We start from the raw sequence: 18,385 nt of genomic DNA on the forward strand, positions 1-18,385 counted from the left end.
CGCTCCGGGCTGCTCGCTTTCCGCGGGGCGGGCGGTGCGCGGAAAGCAGGGTCTCACCTGTCCCGCTACTCCCGCAGGACTTTGAATAAGCTTCCTTGAGTAAACACCGCACGAAGAAAATGCGATAGCATTTTCGAGGATCTCGCACCTTCCGCTCCAATCAACTCAGTAAATAATATACAAAAAGCAACAAACCTTACGAAAACAGCCTTAATTTATGTCAGAGCTCATCCAGATTTTAAAGGGAACGATTATGTTATTTTGTTTCCCTGTGCAAGGTGTGCTTTTTTAGCTTTGGAGAGTATTTCATTAATTCAATTCTTTCAGGATTATTTCTTTTATTTTTAGTTGTTATATAGTTGCGTTCCCCTGTTTCAGTGCATGCCAAAGTAATTTTCACTCTCATATTATTTCCTCCATCGTATTAGTATGAAAAGCTGGCATCCGGTCAGAAAGCCTGCTCCAATCTGAAATCATTTCTTTATCGGTTAGTAAACAGCCATCCAGACTTGATGCGATCTGATCTTGTTTCATACCCAGGCCAATAAACACGAGCTCTGTCATCCTGTCTCCATAATCCTTATCCCACCTATCAAGCAGTTCTGGTTCCTCTTTTAAGATTTCGTTTCTCTCCATCTCTGGAAGTGCTGCAATCCATTCCCCTGCCCCTTGCAGTGTTATAGATGGACCGGCCTGAGACAGGAGACCGGCTATGTCATTTCGGGAAGCCAGCCAATAAAAACCTTTGGCTCTCACAATATCTACCGGAAAATCTTCAAGCCATCGCATAAATCTTTCTGGATGGAAAGGCCTTTTTCTTCTATAGACAAATGATGAAATTCCATATTCTTCAGTTTCCGGCGTATGCTCCTCATTCAGTTCCTTAATCCATCCTGCTCCCTGGCTTACTTTTTCAAAGTCAAAAAGACCTGTATTAAGTATTTCTTTTAATTCAACCTCTGAATTTACAGCTTTAATTATTTTTGCCTCCGGATTTAACTTTTCTAATACTGCCTTAAGTTCATCCGCACTTTCTGAATCAACCAGATCCAGTTTGTTCAGCACCACGACATTTGCGAATTCAATCTGATCAATTAATAAGTCAACAACTTCCCGGACGTCACTTTCATCTGTACCCTGTTTGCGGTCCAAAAGTGTTTCACCGGATGCAAAGTCATGCCAAAAACGATTAGCATCTACAACTGTAACCATGGTGTCGAGCGTGCACCTTCTTGAAAGATTAATTCCCAAACTTTCATCCATATAAGTAAAAGTCTGGGCAACCGGAATAGGTTCTGAGATGCCTGAGGATTCAATCAGAATATTATCGATACCCCCTTCTTTAACCAGCCTTTCCACTTCTATCATTAAGTCTTCTCTCAGGGTACAGCAGATACAGCCATTTTGAAGCTCTACGAGTTTTTCATCAGCCCTTGAAAAACCCCCTTTTTTTACCATTGATGCATCAATATTGACTTCACTCATATCATTTACAATCACTGCCATTTTCTTATTGCCGTGATTATTTAAAATGTGGTTCAGCAGAGTGGTTTTTCCTGAACCTAAATAGCCGCTCAGTACAGTGACGGGTATCTTCTGTGTCATGAATTCTCTCCTTTTAACATAAATAGTATTCATTACGATTTACAGCAGGTTAGTACCCCCTCATCTGATTAGGTGTAATGTTGACTCGAAAATATTGATGAGTTTCTAATAAATCGTAATTGTTACGATTTAAATCATATTTAAGTTTTCTTTCGATTGCAAGGATAAACTATATATTTTTTTACCCTTCGATTCTCCTATCCTTTCAAAATGCTCATAATATCATTTACATTTTCATAAAATTAATATAGAGTATAAAACGAAATCATTACGATTTTTAAATACAGGAGGATCCTTATGAACCGAGTTTTTCGCAGCCATATCATTGATATAACGGGCATAATTTTGATAGCCATTCTGGTATATTTCATATCTTTCAGCTCCGGCTTAGGTTTATCTTTTGATATTCCCCCTTCTCTGTTAAATCTGAATGTTATCTTTATCAGCATCCTAATAGAAGCGTTGCCTTTTGTCCTGATAGGTGTGCTGATTGCAGGGTTTATCCAAATTTTCATTACAGAAGACCATATAAAAAGGTGGATTCCGAAAAATAGAACGGCTGCTGTTGTCATGAGCTGTGTGGCAGGCGCCCTTTTTCCAGCGTGTGAATGCGGTATTGTCCCCATCATCCGGCGGCTTATGTCTAAGGGTGTTCCAGTATATGCAGCGATTGGTTTTATGCTGACTGGTCCCCTGATTAATCCCATCGTCATTGCTTCTACATACATGGCTTTTGGAAACGATTTTGAAATGGCGGGCTTACGAATGGGACTGGGATTCCTAATTGCCATAATAGTTGCCTTTAGCGTGAGCATCATCTTTAAGTCCGGGCAATTAAAGGAAAGTATTCACTTGCCCCACAGCAGCGAAAAAAATCGTTCCTTCCTTGACAGGGTTTGGTCGATGCTGACCCCTTCAATCGATGAATTTTTTGACATGGCCAAATATTTAATTATTGGTGCTTTATTAGCTTCCATTGTACAAGTCTATATGCCGGCAAAAACATTTTTGCAAAGTGCAGATAATCCGGTAGTATCCTTGCTGATCATGATGGGTTTTGCTTATGTTTTGTCACTATGCTCCGAGGCCGACGCATTTATTGGTGCTTCATTCAGCAGCATATTTCCTAAGTCTTCCGTACTGGGGTTTTTGATCTTCGGGCCGATGATCGATTTTAAAAATACAATCATGATGCTTAGTGTGTTTAGGATGAAGTTTGTTCTTGGAATATTAGCGCTGACTGCTTCGGTTGTCTTTTTCACGCTGCTTTTTGTACAGAATTTCATTTAGGAGGATTGCTATGAAAATCCATTTTCAGCAGGCTTTGAGAGCGCTGATTCTGCTGGCTTTTTGCGGATTGATTTTTCAGCTTCATCATACAGGAGACATAACCAAGTATATTAATCCGAAATATGTCCGCTTAAGTCAATCCGCTTCCATACTGTTTTTATTTTTATTTTTCATTCAGATTACCAGGATATGGACTTCCAAAGGAGACGAAGTTGTTCATAAACACCATCACGGTCAGGACTGCTTCCACCAAGATGATCATACCTGTTCTCATCATCATCATGATCATGGTGATACACCGTTTACAGTGAAAAAGCTGCTGTCTTATTCCATTATATTATTTCCGTTATTAACGGGATTCTTCTTGCCTGCAAAGACGCTGGATGCTTCAATTGCTGAAAAAAAAGGCGGGCTGTCCATACTTGGCAATCAAAAACAAGAGGTGAACTCCTCGGAAAGTTTTGATGAATCAGACTTTGATCTTGAAGATTATTCTTTTGAAGAGGAGATTGCAGAAACCGGGGAGCTCGAGCATGACCTGTCAGTAAATGAAGAAGCAGAGGAAATATCCAATGAGGAGTTTGAGCGATTAAAAAAGGAACTTTATTCGGCTCCTGCTATTAAAATGGATGATAAAGTTTTTAGCTTGTATTATGAGGAAATCAGTAAGGATATTGATAAATTCATTGGCAGGGAAATTGAATTTCAGGGATTTATTTATAAGGAAGATGGGCTGGATTCCAATCAGCTTGTCATTTCGAGATTTTTAATTACTCATTGTGTGGCAGATGCGAGTATGATTGGCTTTCTATCAGAGATAGAGGAAGCTCCGGAACTCTATGATAATATGTGGGTCAAAGTTAGCGGAGTCATAGAAAAGGCAGCCTATAATGGGACAGAGATGCCGATGATTAAAATTAAAGAATGGAAAGAAATTGAGGAGCCTTTTATTCCATATCTGTATCCATTAACCATAAAAATCTTATAGTACAATTCAAAAGGGACTCTGCAGAGTCCCTTTTATAATTTAAATCTCGACACAACGTCCTGCAATTTTTCAGAAAGGTTTGCAAGAGACTCTGCTGATGATGATACCTCTTCCATTGTGGCGAGCTGCTCTTCTGTTGCAGCTGAAGTTTCCTGTGAAGCTGCTGCGTTTTTTTCTGAAATGTCCTGCACACTTGACACGACATCAATAATCTGGGTGGTTAAGGCAGTCAGTTCTTCCACTGAGGATGAGACTTCTTCAACTTTGTATGTTACATCACCCATTGAATGGGCGATCTCAGCAAAAGCTGCACTTGCTTCCATTGTATCTTCGAGGCCATCCCTTACCTGTTCATTTCCTTTTTCCATTGCCAGAACGGCAAACTTTGTTTCTTCCTGAACAAGCCCTATCATTTGCTGAATTTGAATGGCAGATTGCTTGGAACCCTCTGCCAATTTACGGACTTCGTCAGCGACAACAGAAAAGCCTCTGCCATGCTCACCTGCCCTTGCAGCTTCAATCGCTGCATTGAGTGCAAGCAAATTTGTCTGTTCTGCAATATTCGTGATCAATTCCACGATATTGCTGATTTCTCTTGATCGTGATTCGAGCGTATAAATATGCTGAGCGGCGCTGCCTACTGAAGTATTTATTTCATTCATTTGCCTTACAACATTATCAACTGAATTAGTGCCTTTTTTAGTTAAAAAATCTGCCTTTTCCGCTGCTTCAAGCATCAGCTCGCTGCTTAAAGAAATCTGCTGCATTCCGGAAGAAATCTCCTCCATTGAAGAAGATACCTCTCTGAAACGGTGAAGCTGCTGTTCCGTGCCAAGGGCATTTTTCTGCGAAATAGCTGCTACCTGTTCTGAAGCCAAAGAACTTTCTTCTGCACTTGCAGCCAGCTGCTCACTGCTTGATGCGACTTGTTCTGATGTGCTTCTTACCTGGGTGACTACAGACCTCAAGTCCTGGACCATCTTATTTAATGATAAAATAAACGCTCCTATTTCATCCCGGTTTTTTACTTTAATAGAGGTCTGACTTAAATCTCCTCCTGCCACTTTGTCTATTGCTGCTGCAGCCAGATTAATTGGCCTGGATATCATTCTGCTTATAAAATAAGCGATCGTCATCGCAGCCAGGATGGCAGCAATCGTAATGATTAAAGTAATGACCTGAGCCGATTTTACACTGGAAACTGTTTCATTTATCCCGGCATCTAATTGGGTTTCATAAAATTTTACAAGTTCATCCGCTTTTTTGTTAAATTCCTGGCTGACCTGTTTATCAGAGGTTTCAACTAATGACATGTAGGCATTATTTTCTTCCAGCTTAAATTTAATTTCTTTATCAATAATGCTCTGGTAGCGATCATGGAGCACTTTCAGCTCTTTCGCCAATTCCTTTTCTTCTTTATTGCTGGTTAATTTATTCAGTTCATTGATATGATGTTCCATTCTCTTGCGGGAACTTTCATAGTCACTAAGATATGTAGAGTCGCCTGTCAGGAGATAGCCGCGGATTCCCCCTGCTTCATTCATAAGCTCTGTCTTCAGGGTTTTTACCAGCATCACTTCAGAGATATTTTCATCTAGTAAGCTCTGATAATTTCGGTTAACGTTACCGAGTTCAAAATTCGATAAACCGGAGACAAGACCAAATAATAAAAGGACAGATAAAAACCCGAGGAACAGTTTTTTTGCCACAGATAATTTCATGACTTTTCCTCATTTCCAGAAAAAATAGGATATTCCACTTATAATTTACCATGAACACACCTGGTAAGTCAGGTTCTTTTTACCTATAAGCTCGTATAATTACAGAAAGTTCTCCTCCTTTTGCAATTATTTGTATAAAAAACAAAGAAAATGCCGCTAATCCGGCTGGCAGATTAGCGGCAACTATGCAGACCAAAGATCCTTAGGGAGGAGATCTTCTATATTATTGTATTAAAAGGGACTGAAAAGGTGTGGACAAACCCCTCCGCTATTTGCTTATTTTTCGGTAAACTTTTCTGCGCTGTATAAAGTGTATTAAAACCAGTTCATGCACCTCAACTAAGAAACTTGGTATTGGTGCATAATGTCGTTATACTGCTTTCTTAAGCATTCCCTCATATTTTTTTGCGGTTCTGATTTCAATTGTTAAGACACCATTTCCGAAGTTTGCTTTTACAAGAAGCGGGATGCCGGTTGTGTTTTCAAATCTGAAATCTTTTCCTCCATAGGAAACTGTTGCGTCCCTGCCCTTTGGGACATATCCCACCGTTACAGAATGGTGGTGTTTTTCTACATAACTGACTCCGACTTTATCAACAGCATTGTAAAGAGTGGAGGATGTTTGGCAAATACCTCCCCCAATGCCCATTACGAGCTTGCCATTAATTGCTTCTTCTGCAGGCTGATATCCATGCGCTTCATCACTGGGTCCTACTGTTGTATTAAAGGAAAAATGATCTCCCTCACCAAGAATGATATTATTGATGGCTTCTGCTGAGAGTTCAATGTTTTTTGTCCTGCCTGCCACGCCGCTGTTGAAATTGGTTGTATAAGACGCGACGATCACTTCGCCTAAATGCGGTACATCTGCAGGATCATAACCGCTTTCTGAAACATAGAGCGGCAGCTCAACATCCCCGCCGTTTACAGAAGCAGCAAAAACCTTATCCACTAATTCGCTTTCTTCAAGAATAATCTCGGGCTGTCCTTTAATGATATTGCCATCGGGACCAATTTTGTCAAGGGTCATCCTTTGGTCGTAGCCTTTCATTGTATCCGTTCCGCGCGCTATTTCTTTGGCCCATTGCGCAAGATCTGCTTTATATTTTTCATCATCCTCTCCAAATCCCATTTCAGCAGGGCTGAAGGTCTTTAGTACTGCTTTTGTATCAGGATCGATGACATTAACCAGAACCGGCTTTATTTCTTCCTTCTTTTCTTCCTCTTTTGCCTGCTCCTCTGCCTTTGCCTCCTCTTTTGCCTTTTCTTCTTCTTTAGCCTTCTCTTCCGCAGCCTTTTTCTCCGGCTCATTATCGCCGGCAACTTTTCCTGAACACCCGGCTAATCCTATGAAACAGACAATTAACAAAAGTGCTATTCCCCATTTTCGCTTAGTCATTTTTCCCCCAGCTTTTTTAATATTAGCTTCCTTTTTCTATTTAGGAAGCTGTTTCCATTTTCTAATTGTATTCCCCGGCGAAGTAAGGTATTCCTGCCATTCTGCAAGTTAAGTTGTACCTTTTTACCTATTCAAAAACGCCTGCATTTAGGCAGACGTTGTTATCAGCTTAATATTGTCGGTTTAATTGTCGTATATTCTAACTCGGGTTATTCCGACATTCATATGTTTATTGGAGGATTATATTCCATATTTTCACAAGGAGCATCCAAGAGAAGATTTATTTTACAGTTTAAATTTAATCACCATTTATATACCCCTTTAAATACAAGAGCAGAGGACACTTTATACTTAATGGATCACTTTTAGAGATATTCGATAAAAAATATGGAACAACTGTATAAACAATCAAAGCTTATAAGAATTACCGAAGCTCCTATAAAGTTGCAAATAAATTAACTCCCAGGCATTTTTGGCTAGGAGAAACCTCTCAAATACTTACTTGGAGGTAATGGAAAACTCTCTATAAAGAACTTTTCATTTACCGGATTTTTCCTTTATCTTCATGTGTTTGAACGATTTTATCATTTAATAATCCCTCAATCTTCGCTTCACAATACCCAAGATTTTTTAAGATTTCCTTCGAATTTTCTCCCAGTTTTGGAGGGGCTTGTTTAATCTCTGCTGGAGATATGCTTAGTTCAAACGGAAGCCGCGGAAGTTTAAATTCTTCGATGCTCGAATGTTCCACACTCTCCCACATCTTAATGGCTTTAACCTGCTCATCCCCCGCAACTTCTGAAATCTTTTTGACCTTTGAGCTCGGGACGCCTGCTTCTGTCAAAAGTTTTACCCATTCATCAGCAGTTTTTGATTGTAGGATGTTTTCAATGCCTACTCTCAAATTCTCTCTATTTTCAACTCTTTTAGGATTCGTCTCATATCGAGTGTCTGTAACCCATTCCTCTTTGCCCAGCACTTTGCATAACCGGCTAAATAATGAATTATTGGAAATTCCAATCATGACGGGTGCATCGCTTGCATAAAAAGCCCCATAAGGTGCAAAGGCAGTATGGCCTGCACCATTCTTTCGGGGTTCCTTTCCTGTAGCAAGCCAGGATAGCATATGGTAGCCAACCCAAAAAACACCTGTTTCATAAAGAGAGGTTGTTACCAGCTGGCCTTCTCCCGTTTTTTCTTTATGAAAAAGGGCAGAAATAATGCCAATGGCTCCCCACATTGCACTTCCCTGATCCAGTACGGAAACTGGAACTCTTGCAATCTCTGACCCTTCTGCCCCGTTAATTCCAATAATGCCGGAATCTGCCTGGGCGATTGCATCGTACCCGGATCTTTCACGCAAAGGTCCGTTCTGTCCGTAAGCCGATAAAGAACAATAAACAAGGGAAGGATTAATTTCTTTTAATTTTTCGTAACCAAGTCCCATTTTTTCCGCTTTCTTGTAACGGAAGTTCTCTACAAACACATCAGCTTTCTCAACAAGATCGTACACAATTCTTCGGCCAGCATCCTGCTTGAGGTCAATTACCACAGACTTTTTATTACGATTTATATGAAGGAAATACACGCCTTCCCCATTCCAAAAGGGTCCCATGCCTCTTGAGTCATCTCCATTAACCGGCCTTTCAATTTTGATGATATCAGCACCTAAGTCCGCGAGAATCATTGTTAAACTGGGACCTGAAATATTTGTAGTAATATCCACAACAGTTATACCTGATAACGGTCCTGACATCCTTGTTCCTCCTTCTTTTTAAAGAGAGGACCAAATAATACTATGGCCCCTCGGGTTTTGGTTTTAGAATGAACGCGGCAATCCTAGGACATGCTGGCCAACATAGCTTACAACAAGATTGTTGGTAATAGGGGCCACAATAAACAACCGGGCTTCCCTGAATTTACGTTCAATATTGTATTCCTTAGCAAAACCATATCCGCCATATGTGTCCATGGCTGCATTTGCTGCACGCCAGGTGGCTTCTGATGCAAGGTATTTAGCCATGTTTGCTTCTGCACCGCAATCCATACCTGCATCAAACATCTCGGCTGCCTTATCACGCATTAATTTCGCTGCCTGAATATCCATATAGGACCTTGAAATTGGGAATTGCACTCCCTGATTTTGCCCGATTGGCCTGTTAAAAACCACACGCTCATTTGCATATTGAACCGATTTATCTACAAAATACATCCCATCTCCAATCGATTCTGAGGATATTAAAATGCGTTCTGCATTCATTCCTCCAAGCACATAGCGGAAGCCTTTGCCTTCTTCGCCAATCAGGTTTTCAGCTGGAATTTCAGCTCCTTCGAAAAAGACTTCAGTTGTAGCATGATTGATCATCGTATCAATGGGCCGGATATCAATTTTATCTGCCTGTTCCTTCATGTCCAGAATAAATAGGCTTAGTCCATCCGTTTTCTTTTGCACCTGGTCTTTCGGAGTCGTTCTAGCCAGAAGCATCATTAAATCTGAATGCTCAGCCCGGGAAGTCCAAATCTTTTGGCCATGAACGATATATTTGTCTCCCTTTCTCTCAGCAAAAGTTTGGATGCTCGTTGTATCACTGCCTGCTGTTGGTTCTGTAATGCCAAATGCCTGAAGCCTTAATTCACCACTGGCGATTTTAGGAAGAAATCTTTGCTTTTGCTCCTCGTTTCCGTGCCGAAGCAATGCACCCATTGTATACATTTGAGCATGGCAAGCTCCAGCATTGCCTCCTGAGCGATTTATCTCCTCTAAAATAATGCCTGCTTCTTTCATCCCAAGACCAGCTCCGCCATATTCTTCAGGAATGAGCACTGACAGCCAGCCTTCGTCAGTCAAGGCTTTAACAAATGCTGTAGGGTAGGCGTCTCTCTCATCTGTATCTCTCCAATACTCTTCAGGAAAGCGCTCACATAAAGTGCGAACACTTTTCCGAATCATTTCATGTTCCGTGTTTTCCATTGTTTGTGTATTATTTGCCATTTCTGTTCCCTCCAAAATAATTATATTTAAGAATTTATTTACTTACCTTTCCAATGGGGTGGGCGCTTTTCATTAAATGCATAGATGCCTTCCAAACGATCTTCGGAATTTGCACATCTATAATAAGCCTCCAGTTCAAATGCCAGCCCTGTTGCTAAATCTGTTTCTGTTCCTTTATTTACTGCTTTTTTTAATGCTTTTAAAGAAAGCGGCGCATTAGCAGCAATAGTTTCGGCCAGTTTAACCGTTTCTTCAATGAGTGTTTCGCTTGAGAAAATATGATTGATGATTCCAAGCTGCTTTCCTTCTTCTGCGCCAATCCGTTTGCCTGTGAAAAGCAATTCCTTAGCTATCCCTATAGGAATGATGCGAGGGAGGAGCTGTGTTCCCCCAATACCCGGAATAAGGCCTAATTTAGATTCAGGAAGGCCCATTCCTGCATGCCGGGCAGCAGTTCTAATATCACAGCTTAGGGCAATTTCCATACCGCCTCCTAATGCATATCCGTTTACTGCTCCAACTACCGGATAGGGAAAATCATGGATTTTCTCTGTTACTTGTTCAAAATAGTCATGCTGTTTTTTCCATTCTTTTTGTGACATGCCATTTCGCTCTTTTAAATCAGCACCAACGCAAAAACTTTTCGTGCCAGATCCCGTCAAAATGAGTACCCTTACATTTTCGTCATATTTTAATTCATCCAGCACTTGAATTAATTCCACTGCCATTTTTGTATTCAAGGCATTCATTGAATCGGGCCGGTTTAAAGTTAATAAGAATATGCCTTTCTGTTGGCCAGAACTCTCGAGTTTAATCGTTTCATATGTTTGCACCAGCATCTTACTCATCCCTTCAAATGTATAATAGTTGTCTTAGTTCGGTACCGGATACCTTTTGGAGCTCTTTCCTGCTTTGGCTACTTGCCCCGGCAAATCATGGCCAAGTATACTCTTTAATTTTTCAGAAGCAGCAATTAGTGTATCAAGGTCAATGGCGGTTCTCACTCCCATTTCCTCCATCATGTGAACAACATCTTCTGTACATACATTACCTGTAGCGCCAGGAGCAAATGGACAGCCTCCAATCCCTCCAATTGATGCATCATAAATTCTGATTCCCGCCTCCATACCTGCGAGTATATTTGCCATTCCCATCCCTCTTGTATTATGAAAATGACAGCCGAATTCAAAATTTCTCCATTCATCTGAAACCGCTTTTGCTAGGTCATATACCTGTTTTGGATTAGCCATGCCAGTTGTATCTGCTAGTGTAATTCTTTTGATGTTATGTAAAAGGAGGGTATCTACAATTTTCATGATGCGATTCTGAGGGACTGTTCCTTCAAAAGGACAGCCGAATGAAGTTGCGACTGTTACATTTAATCCAATATCATACTTAGATGCAAATTGTGATAAAACCTTAAAGCTATTCAGAGATTCATCTGTTGACTGGCGGACATTTTGCCGATTGTGTGTATTACTTGCTGACAAAACATAATTAACAGACCTGACTCCATTTTCTTTGGCAATTTCAAGCCCTTTTAAATTGGGAACAAGGGCAACAAGCTCCATCTTTGCCTCATGCTGCTGAATCTGAGAATAGAACTCTGACGTGTTCGCCATTTGCGGCACTAACTTGGGATGGACAAAAGAACCAAACTCTACCTCAGAAACCTTTGCCACATGCAATAAATTAAATACATCAAGCTTCTCTTCTGGCGTCAGTATCATGGATTCAAGCTGAAGGCCATCCCGAAGAGCGACTTCATAAATCATTACTTCGTTTATTAACTTCATAGAATTATTCCCCCAATACCAATAGACAGATGGAAAAAATATTAGCTTTATATAAATAGGATACTGTATCCAATCTACAATTTCAATTATTATTATGAATATTCAAAAGATTTTTTATTTCTACCTTTAATAAAAAAAAGAGTCCTTAGACTCTAATTTGATAGTATAATTTCCAAATAATCCTATCAATCAAACAATTAGTAAAATTTTAATGTAATATCCCATACCTTTGACATTTTCTACTCAACGTAGAAACATCTACCCCTAGTTTTTTGGCTGCCTCTCTTAAACTTGAACTTTGTTTCAGCATATCTTCAATTATGTCCCTCTCAAGGATTTGCATCTTTTCTTTTAATGTATTTGCCTCTTTACTAACTTTATCTGCAGCAATGTTGGCCGGAAGGTCCTTAACTTGAATCGTGCTTTCATCTGTCATGATAAAAATCCGTTCAATCACATTTTCCAGTTCCCGGATATTACCTGGCCACTGATAACTTTCGAGTATTTTTATTACGTCTGGAGAAATTGTTTTGAGTGTTCCATACCTGGAGGATAGTTTATCAGTTGTTTTTATTATTAAAGGGATAATATCTTCCTTTCTTTCTCTCAATGGAGGTAAAGTAATTGGCAGAACGTTTATACGGTAAAATAAATCCTCCCTGAACTCTCCCTTTTCCATCATTTCTTTTAATGGCCGGTTCGTGGCACAAATAAGGCGGAAACTCACCTTCTTGGGTTTTGTGCTTCCAAGTCTTGTTACCTCGAAGTCCTGAATAACCCTTAATAACTTTACTTGAAGCTTTAATGGAAGTTCTCCTACTTCATCCAAAAACAAACTTCCGTTTTCTGCTATCTCAATCAATCCGGGCTTTCCTTTTTCACTTGCGCCTGTAAAAGCCCCTTTTACATAGCCAAAAAGTTCAGATTCCAATAAATCACCGGGAATGGCCCCGCAGTTCACTTTAATAAAAGGACTGTCACCGCCATGACTTGTCTCATGTATAAGCCTGGCTAAAACTTCTTTGCCTGTACCAGATTCCCCTAATAATAATACTGGAGAATCCGCTTTGGATATTTTCGGAACTAAATTGAGGAGTTGTTTCATTTGCGGGCTATTTGCAACTATTTTTACACTTTTTAAATGTTCTTTATATAAACTAAGCTCCCTCAAATATCTTTCAGACCTTTCCTCAGCATCATTTAATTGATTTTCCAGCTGAGTTAATTCAGATAAATCTCTTGCAGTTATGACTATTCTAAAAAGTTTACCTTCTTTATATACAGGAGTCCCTGTAACGAGTACGTTTTTGCCGCTCCGGAACTTCTGTATCAAAGAAACCACCTTTTTTTCTCTCTTAACAATAACTCCAACAGCTTTGGAAATTGTCCCGTTTTCCTCAAGTTCAATGCTTGTCCTGCCAATTAACTCTACTTCTGTTAAACCTGTAATTCTTGTATAGGCAGAATTTAACCTGACACATTTCAGGTCTGCATTGCAAATATAGATTCCTTCCTGACATGCATGGATTGCTGCTTCAAGCTCAAGACAATCTTCATAATGATTATGATGCTTAATCTGTTCAGTTTCAACCATCACTTCATATAGCTCCTTTCTATTGCAAAACAGCAAAATCCGTTGCAAAATCGCAACATAAACCGATCAAGATTAAATTCAGAGTTATGTAAATAAATTTTATTTTCTGTCAAATATTAATACCTTCATTATATCAAAGAGGAAATATAAAGTCAGCGATATATTTTGGCACGGCTCTTGCATTATCAAATATGACAGCGCTTTCGGAGGGATTTGATGATTAAGATTAATAGCTTGAAAGTATTAAGCGATCAAGAAATACAAAAGTCATCTTCACAATTAAAGGGAAAAAAACTTGAGAAAGAAGGAACATATTTTTTTCCCGTCCTATTCTCAGTTTGGAACATTGGATATAAGAGTTTTTTTCGGAAGGATCGAAAAAGCCGGTCGATCACTGGGGCAGATCTAGTTAGAGGAAGCACAGGGCTTTCTGACCATTTCCCTGTTTATGGGGAGATTGAGGCAGATGAAACAGCAATAATTACCCCTTACCATTCAATAACTGAGCAGCAGAAAGTAAGCAGGGAGTTCATTAGGACTTACTATATTCATTATAAAAGAATTTGGACACCGCCTGTCATCGAATTGTTTAAAGAAGAAGTTATTCATATGCCTTATACCATCTTGATTGATTCAAACGGGAAAACTGAAAGAACAAAATATTTTCTGCTGGAGCATTCCTCCACTAATCTGGACCTTCTTTCCAACTACCCTCATATTAAAGAATGCTGCTTAGGTGTTTTGAAGGGAGGTGACAATCTATGATTCTGTTTTGGTACCTTGGATTAGTATTGGCTTCCTGGATTATTATGGGATTCATATTATTTAAAACAGACTTAATCAATGATGACTAATTAGATTCTTGGAGGTGTATGAAATGGTCAATAACGCAACAATTATGTATTCCTGGATTTTTATGGTCCTATTTCTAATTGCAATGATTTATATGGGCTGGCTGGGCATGAAGAAAACAAAAAATTCAGACGATTTTGCAACAGCTCGCTCCTCTTATGGCTTTATTACACTGGGTTTGGCCATTACTGCAACAATTGCTAGCGGCTCAACCTTCATGGGTATGCCGGGATTAGCATATAGCATGGGTGCTCCAAGTCTTTGGTATCCTATTTTATATCCTATTGCAACTGTATTCGGTATGCTCCTGATCGCATCCTATGTAAAAAAGTTCGGAGATAAATTTGGCACCAGGACCATTCCTGAATTTATGGGAGAACGTTTTAATAGTGATTTTTTGAGAATAGTATTAGCTCTTGTTTCAGTTTTGTTAATTTTCTACGTAGTCTCCCAATTTGTTGCTGCTGCAACTATGTTCCAAACCATGTTGGGGCTTGATTATAACTTAGGGCTGTTTTTAACAGGCATTGTGTTAGCAGCATATGTGTTTATGGGAGGGTCGCACTCAGATATAATGACTGATGCAGTGCAGGGCTTTTTAATGCTTGTAATCGCCGTTGTCGTTATAGTGACTTTCCTTACTGGAGGCGGGGTCGAAGGCGGTTTTTCAGGCATGATGGACCTAATTAAGGAAAGAAGACCAGAAGGCTCCTTAGATGTATTATTTAAGCCCGGCGATATTACTTATGGCAGTGCATGGCTTGTGTTCCTGTTATTTGTGGCACATATCCCATTCAGCATCCTTCCGCACATCGGAAATAAATTTATGGCCATTAAATCAGGGAAAGAACTTAAAAGACTAATTATGTTCTGCACAATTGTGGCAACTACTTTGCCGGCTATGACACTAGGAGGTTTGCTCGGTATTGCCTTAATTGACCCCGGTGCCAATATTGCAGCTGACCAGGTAATCCCTGTTCTGTTCAACGAACTGTTTCCTCCAATCATTGCCGGACTTTTTGCAGTAGCTGTTCTTTCAGCCATTATGTCAACCTCTGATGGACTAATTGTTTCTCTGACTCAAATTCTGGCTAACGACATCTACCGTAAAACAATCGTTCCCAGAAAAGGAATTGACCCGGAGAAAGCAGAGAAAGTAGAAATGATAATCAGCCGTTATGGGACATTTGTTGTATTAGGAGTTGCTATTTTGATGGCATGGAACCCTCCTCAATCACTTTCTGTCTTCCTTTGGATAGGTATTGGAGGAATTGTTTCAGCGACAGCAGGACCATTATGTGTGGGAACTTTATGGAAAAGATCAACAAAGACAGCTGCCATTTCATCGATGCTTGCGGGTTCCATATCTTATTGGGTTATCTACCTGCCAATCGGCTTCGGCTTTACTAATCCGTTTGGTGCAGCAGGTATCTCCGTGTTAATAGGCATGGCAACTATGTATATAGTTACTTTAGCAACTGCAAAACCAAGTGAGAAAGAAATTGAAAGAGTATTCGGGAGCAATGATATTTCAGCATAAATATAAAAATGATAGGAGAGTATTAAAAATGTCAGAAAAAACAGCCGTAAAAACTGGTAAAGTAGCCGTAATGACCGAACCCTTGAATCTCAAATATCAGGAATACAGCATCCCTACTCCACAGCCAGGTTCACTTGTAGTTAAGGTAACCAGGACAAATGTTTGCGGATCTGAATTGCACATTTGGAGAGGGCATCATCCCAGTATTAAACGGGGAGTTCTTGGACATGAAATGATTGGAACTATTCATGAGCTTGGAGAAGGGGTAACAAAGGATTATGCTGGTAATCCCGTAAATATCGGAGATCGGATTGTTTCAACATATTTCCTCACATGCCGTAAATGCAGCCCTTGCCAGGAAGGCAGGTTTCACCTTTGTGAAAATGCCTATGAATTCTGGACAAAACAGCCGGAAATTGAACCTCATTTTCATGGATCATTTGCTACTCACTATTATATTCACGAAAATCAATACTTTTATAAAGTACCAGAAAATGTATCAGATGTTGCTGCAGCAAGTGCCAACTGTGCCCTTTCCCAGGTATACTTTGGCATTGAAGAAGCTGAGCTTCGATATAATCAGACCATTGTAATTCAGGGTGCTGGGGGATTAGGCTTATATGCTTCTGCAATCGCGAAAGAAAAAGGTGCAAAAGTGATTGTTATAGATAGCATTAAGAACAGGCTTGATCAAGCGAAAAAGTTTGGTGCAGACCATGTTATAGACATGAATGAATATTCAACCCTTGAGTCCAGGGAGAATGTCATTCTCCAGCTTACTAACGGCAAGGGAGCAGACATAGGCATGGAGCTCGCCGGTGTACCGGCTGCATTTGCTGAAGGTATACATTTAATTCGCCCAGGCGGAAAATATGTTACGATCGGAAACGTTTCCATTGGCAAATTTGTTGAATTTGATCCAGGCTTATTAACAAGAAAATCTATTAAAATACTGCCGATAGTTAGGTATAACCCATGGTACTTAAGAAAATCACTTGAATTCTTATCTGCGTCAATTGAAAAATACCCATTTGATCAAATGCTTGATGCCGAGTTTACGCTTGATCAAATACAGGAAGCCTTAGATAAATCCTCAGCACGCGAAGTTACTCGGGCTTCTATTATAGTAGACTAATTGAAAGGGTTGATTATTTTGAGCACTAAAGTTGCAGATCTTAATAAGTTATATATAAATGGAAATTGGGTTCAGGCCGAATCAGGGAAAAGCTTTGATGTTATCAATCCTGCTACCGGAGAAATTGTCAGTCCAGTTCCAAAGGGCGGAGAAAAAGAAGCGAAGCTTGCTGTTGATGCCGCTCATGAAGCATTAAAAAGCTGGTCCCAGACAACCTCTTATGAAAGAAGCTCCTTGCTTAAAAAGTGGCATGATCTTCTTATAGAAAATAAAGAAGAAGTTGCAAGAGTCTTAGTGGAAGAGCAAGGGAAGCCTTTGTCCGAGGCCCTGGGTGAAGTGGGATATGCAGCCAGTTTCATTTCCTGGTATGCAGAAGAAGCAAAAAGAATTTACGGTGAGACAGTACCCGCTTCGTTTCATGATAAGAGAATCCTATTGATTAAACAGCCAGTTGGTGTTGTAGCAGCAATTACACCATGGAACTTTCCGGCAGCCATGATTACAAGGAAGATTGCTCCTGCCCTGGCTGCTGGCTGTACGGCCGTAATCAAACCAGCAGAATTAACTCCCTTGACAGCCATAAAACTAGCTGAACTTGCAGAAAAGGCAGGCATCCCAAAAGGAGTTATCAATGTGATCACCGGGGATGCCCAACAAATCGGGCAAACTTGGCTTCAGGATGAGCGTGTTGCCAAGATTACATTTACCGGATCAACAGAAGTAGGCAAGCTTCTGATGCGCGGGGCTGCAGAAACTGTTAAGAAGGTTTCACTTGAACTTGGAGGTCACGCACCTGTTATCATTTTTGGCGATGCAGATTTGGATAAAGCGGTAAGCGGAGTAATCGGATCAAAATTTAGAAACTGCGGCCAAACTTGTGTATGTGCAAATCGAATTTATGTCGAAAAATCAATTCTTCCTAAATTTACAGCTAAGCTTAAAGAGGAAGTGGCGAAAATCAAAGTAGGTTTGGGCTATGAACCAGATGCGGAAATTGGACCTTTAATTAATGAAGCAGCCTATACGAAAGTAAAGAAGCATATCGATGATGCAGTTGAAAAAGGTGCAGTCATCGAGCATGGCGGGAACAGGATTAAGGAATATAGCAATGGCTATTTCTTTGAACCTACCATTTTAAGCGGGGTTCATGAGGAGATGGTGATTATGCAGGAGGAAACCTTCGGCCCAGTTGCCCCGATCATTGAATTTACGAGTATAGAGGAAGTCATTGAAAAGGCAAACAGCTCCCGTTATGGCCTTGCTGCTTATGCCTTTACTGAAAGCTTAAAGACCGCGATTACAGCATATGAAAAATTGGAATTTGGCATAGTCGGAATTAATGATGGAGTCCCTTCTACTGCACAGGCTCCATTTGGTGGATTAAAGGAAAGCGGGCTGGGCCGAGAAGGCGGACACCATGGTCTTGATGAATTTTTGGAAGTAAAATATGTTTCAATAAAGCTATAAAAGAAA

At 40.1% G+C, this 18,385-nt stretch carries 15 protein-coding genes; 6 read left to right on the forward strand and 9 right to left on the reverse strand.

Annotated elements, in window-relative coordinates:
- Nucleotides 1–256: 256 nt before the first annotated feature.
- Together rpmG and PBF_RS14090 are read right to left on the reverse strand one after the other, a co-directional pair.
- Nucleotides 257–406 carry a 50S ribosomal protein L33 gene (gene rpmG, locus PBF_RS14085; RefSeq protein ID WP_035330478.1) on the reverse strand — a complete coding sequence of 50 codons (150 nt, stop codon included), beginning with the start codon at nt 404–406 and terminating at the stop codon, nt 257–259.
- The gene (locus tag PBF_RS14090; RefSeq protein WP_035330479.1) at nt 403–1,605 is read right to left on the reverse strand and encodes a GTP-binding protein; all 1,203 of its coding nucleotides are present in this window, start codon (nt 1,603–1,605) and stop codon (nt 403–405) included. Before PBF_RS14090 ends, rpmG begins: the two co-directional genes overlap by 4 nt.
- A 297-nt stretch (nt 1,606–1,902) precedes the next feature.
- Between PBF_RS14090 and PBF_RS14095 the strand changes: the two genes are divergently transcribed.
- Together PBF_RS14095 and PBF_RS14100 are read left to right on the forward strand one after the other, a co-directional pair.
- Complete coding sequence (locus tag PBF_RS14095) at nt 1,903–2,895, forward strand: permease (RefSeq protein WP_035330480.1); 993 nt, start codon at nt 1,903–1,905, stop codon at nt 2,893–2,895.
- A 10-nt stretch (nt 2,896–2,905) separates the two neighbouring features.
- The gene (locus PBF_RS14100) at nt 2,906–3,883 is read left to right on the forward strand and encodes a TIGR03943 family putative permease subunit (protein ID WP_035330481.1); all 978 of its coding nucleotides are present in this window, start codon (nt 2,906–2,908) and stop codon (nt 3,881–3,883) included.
- A 32-nt stretch (nt 3,884–3,915) separates the two neighbouring features.
- Here the strand turns inward: PBF_RS14100 and PBF_RS14105 are convergent, their stop codons facing one another.
- The 7 genes from PBF_RS14105 to PBF_RS14135 form a co-directional block, all read right to left on the reverse strand.
- Entirely contained in the window at nt 3,916–5,604 is a 1,689-nt protein-coding gene (locus PBF_RS14105) for a methyl-accepting chemotaxis protein (protein WP_035330482.1), read from the reverse strand.
- 370 nt (nt 5,605–5,974) lie between these two features.
- Nucleotides 5,975–7,003 (reverse strand): VanW family protein, encoded by a 1,029-nt coding sequence (locus tag PBF_RS14110; protein ID WP_035330483.1) that lies wholly within the window; start codon nt 7,001–7,003, stop codon nt 5,975–5,977.
- A gap of 541 nt (nt 7,004–7,544) precedes the next feature.
- Nucleotides 7,545–8,759, reverse strand: a complete 1,215-nt coding sequence (locus PBF_RS14115; RefSeq protein ID WP_035330484.1) for a CaiB/BaiF CoA transferase family protein — start codon at nt 8,757–8,759, stop codon at nt 7,545–7,547.
- 63 nt (nt 8,760–8,822) lie between these two features.
- Nucleotides 8,823–9,995 carry an acyl-CoA dehydrogenase family protein gene (locus tag PBF_RS14120; protein WP_035330485.1) on the reverse strand — a complete coding sequence of 391 codons (1,173 nt, stop codon included), beginning with the start codon at nt 9,993–9,995 and terminating at the stop codon, nt 8,823–8,825.
- Nucleotides 9,996–10,033: 38 nt separating this feature from the next.
- Nucleotides 10,034–10,834, reverse strand: a complete 801-nt coding sequence (locus PBF_RS14125) for an enoyl-CoA hydratase/isomerase family protein (RefSeq protein WP_051488882.1) — start codon at nt 10,832–10,834, stop codon at nt 10,034–10,036.
- 33 nt (nt 10,835–10,867) lie between these two features.
- Nucleotides 10,868–11,791: a hydroxymethylglutaryl-CoA lyase gene (locus PBF_RS14130; protein WP_035330486.1), complete on the reverse strand. Its 924-nt coding sequence runs from the start codon at nt 11,789–11,791 to the stop codon at nt 10,868–10,870.
- A gap of 208 nt (nt 11,792–11,999) precedes the next feature.
- Nucleotides 12,000–13,385: a sigma-54 interaction domain-containing protein gene (locus tag PBF_RS14135; protein ID WP_064503417.1), complete on the reverse strand. Its 1,386-nt coding sequence runs from the start codon at nt 13,383–13,385 to the stop codon at nt 12,000–12,002.
- Nucleotides 13,386–13,601: 216 nt separating this feature from the next.
- Here PBF_RS14135 and PBF_RS14140 point away from each other — a divergent pair, with 216 nt between their 5' ends.
- The 4 genes from PBF_RS14140 to PBF_RS14155 all read left to right on the forward strand — a co-directional run bounded on the left by PBF_RS14140 (nt 13,602) and on the right by PBF_RS14155 (nt 18,379).
- The gene (locus tag PBF_RS14140; RefSeq protein ID WP_035330487.1) at nt 13,602–14,150 is read left to right on the forward strand and encodes a hypothetical protein; all 549 of its coding nucleotides are present in this window, start codon (nt 13,602–13,604) and stop codon (nt 14,148–14,150) included.
- A gap of 112 nt (nt 14,151–14,262) precedes the next feature.
- A complete protein-coding gene (locus tag PBF_RS14145) occupies nt 14,263–15,777 on the forward strand; it encodes a sodium:solute symporter family protein (protein ID WP_035330488.1) in 1,515 nt (504 codons plus the stop codon).
- A 28-nt stretch (nt 15,778–15,805) separates the two neighbouring features.
- Complete coding sequence (locus PBF_RS14150; RefSeq protein ID WP_081757282.1) at nt 15,806–16,912, forward strand: zinc-binding dehydrogenase; 1,107 nt, start codon at nt 15,806–15,808, stop codon at nt 16,910–16,912.
- 18 nt (nt 16,913–16,930) lie between these two features.
- On the forward strand, nt 16,931–18,379 hold the full coding sequence (locus tag PBF_RS14155; RefSeq protein ID WP_035330490.1) for an NAD-dependent succinate-semialdehyde dehydrogenase: 1,449 nt from the start codon (nt 16,931–16,933) through the stop codon (nt 18,377–18,379).
- Nucleotides 18,380–18,385 lie beyond the last annotated feature (6 nt).

Origin of the sequence: Cytobacillus firmus DS1 (genome assembly GCF_000565285.1) — a bacterium.
In the GTDB taxonomy this organism is placed as follows: Bacteria; Bacillota; Bacilli; order Bacillales; family Cytobacillaceae; genus Cytobacillus; species Cytobacillus firmus_A.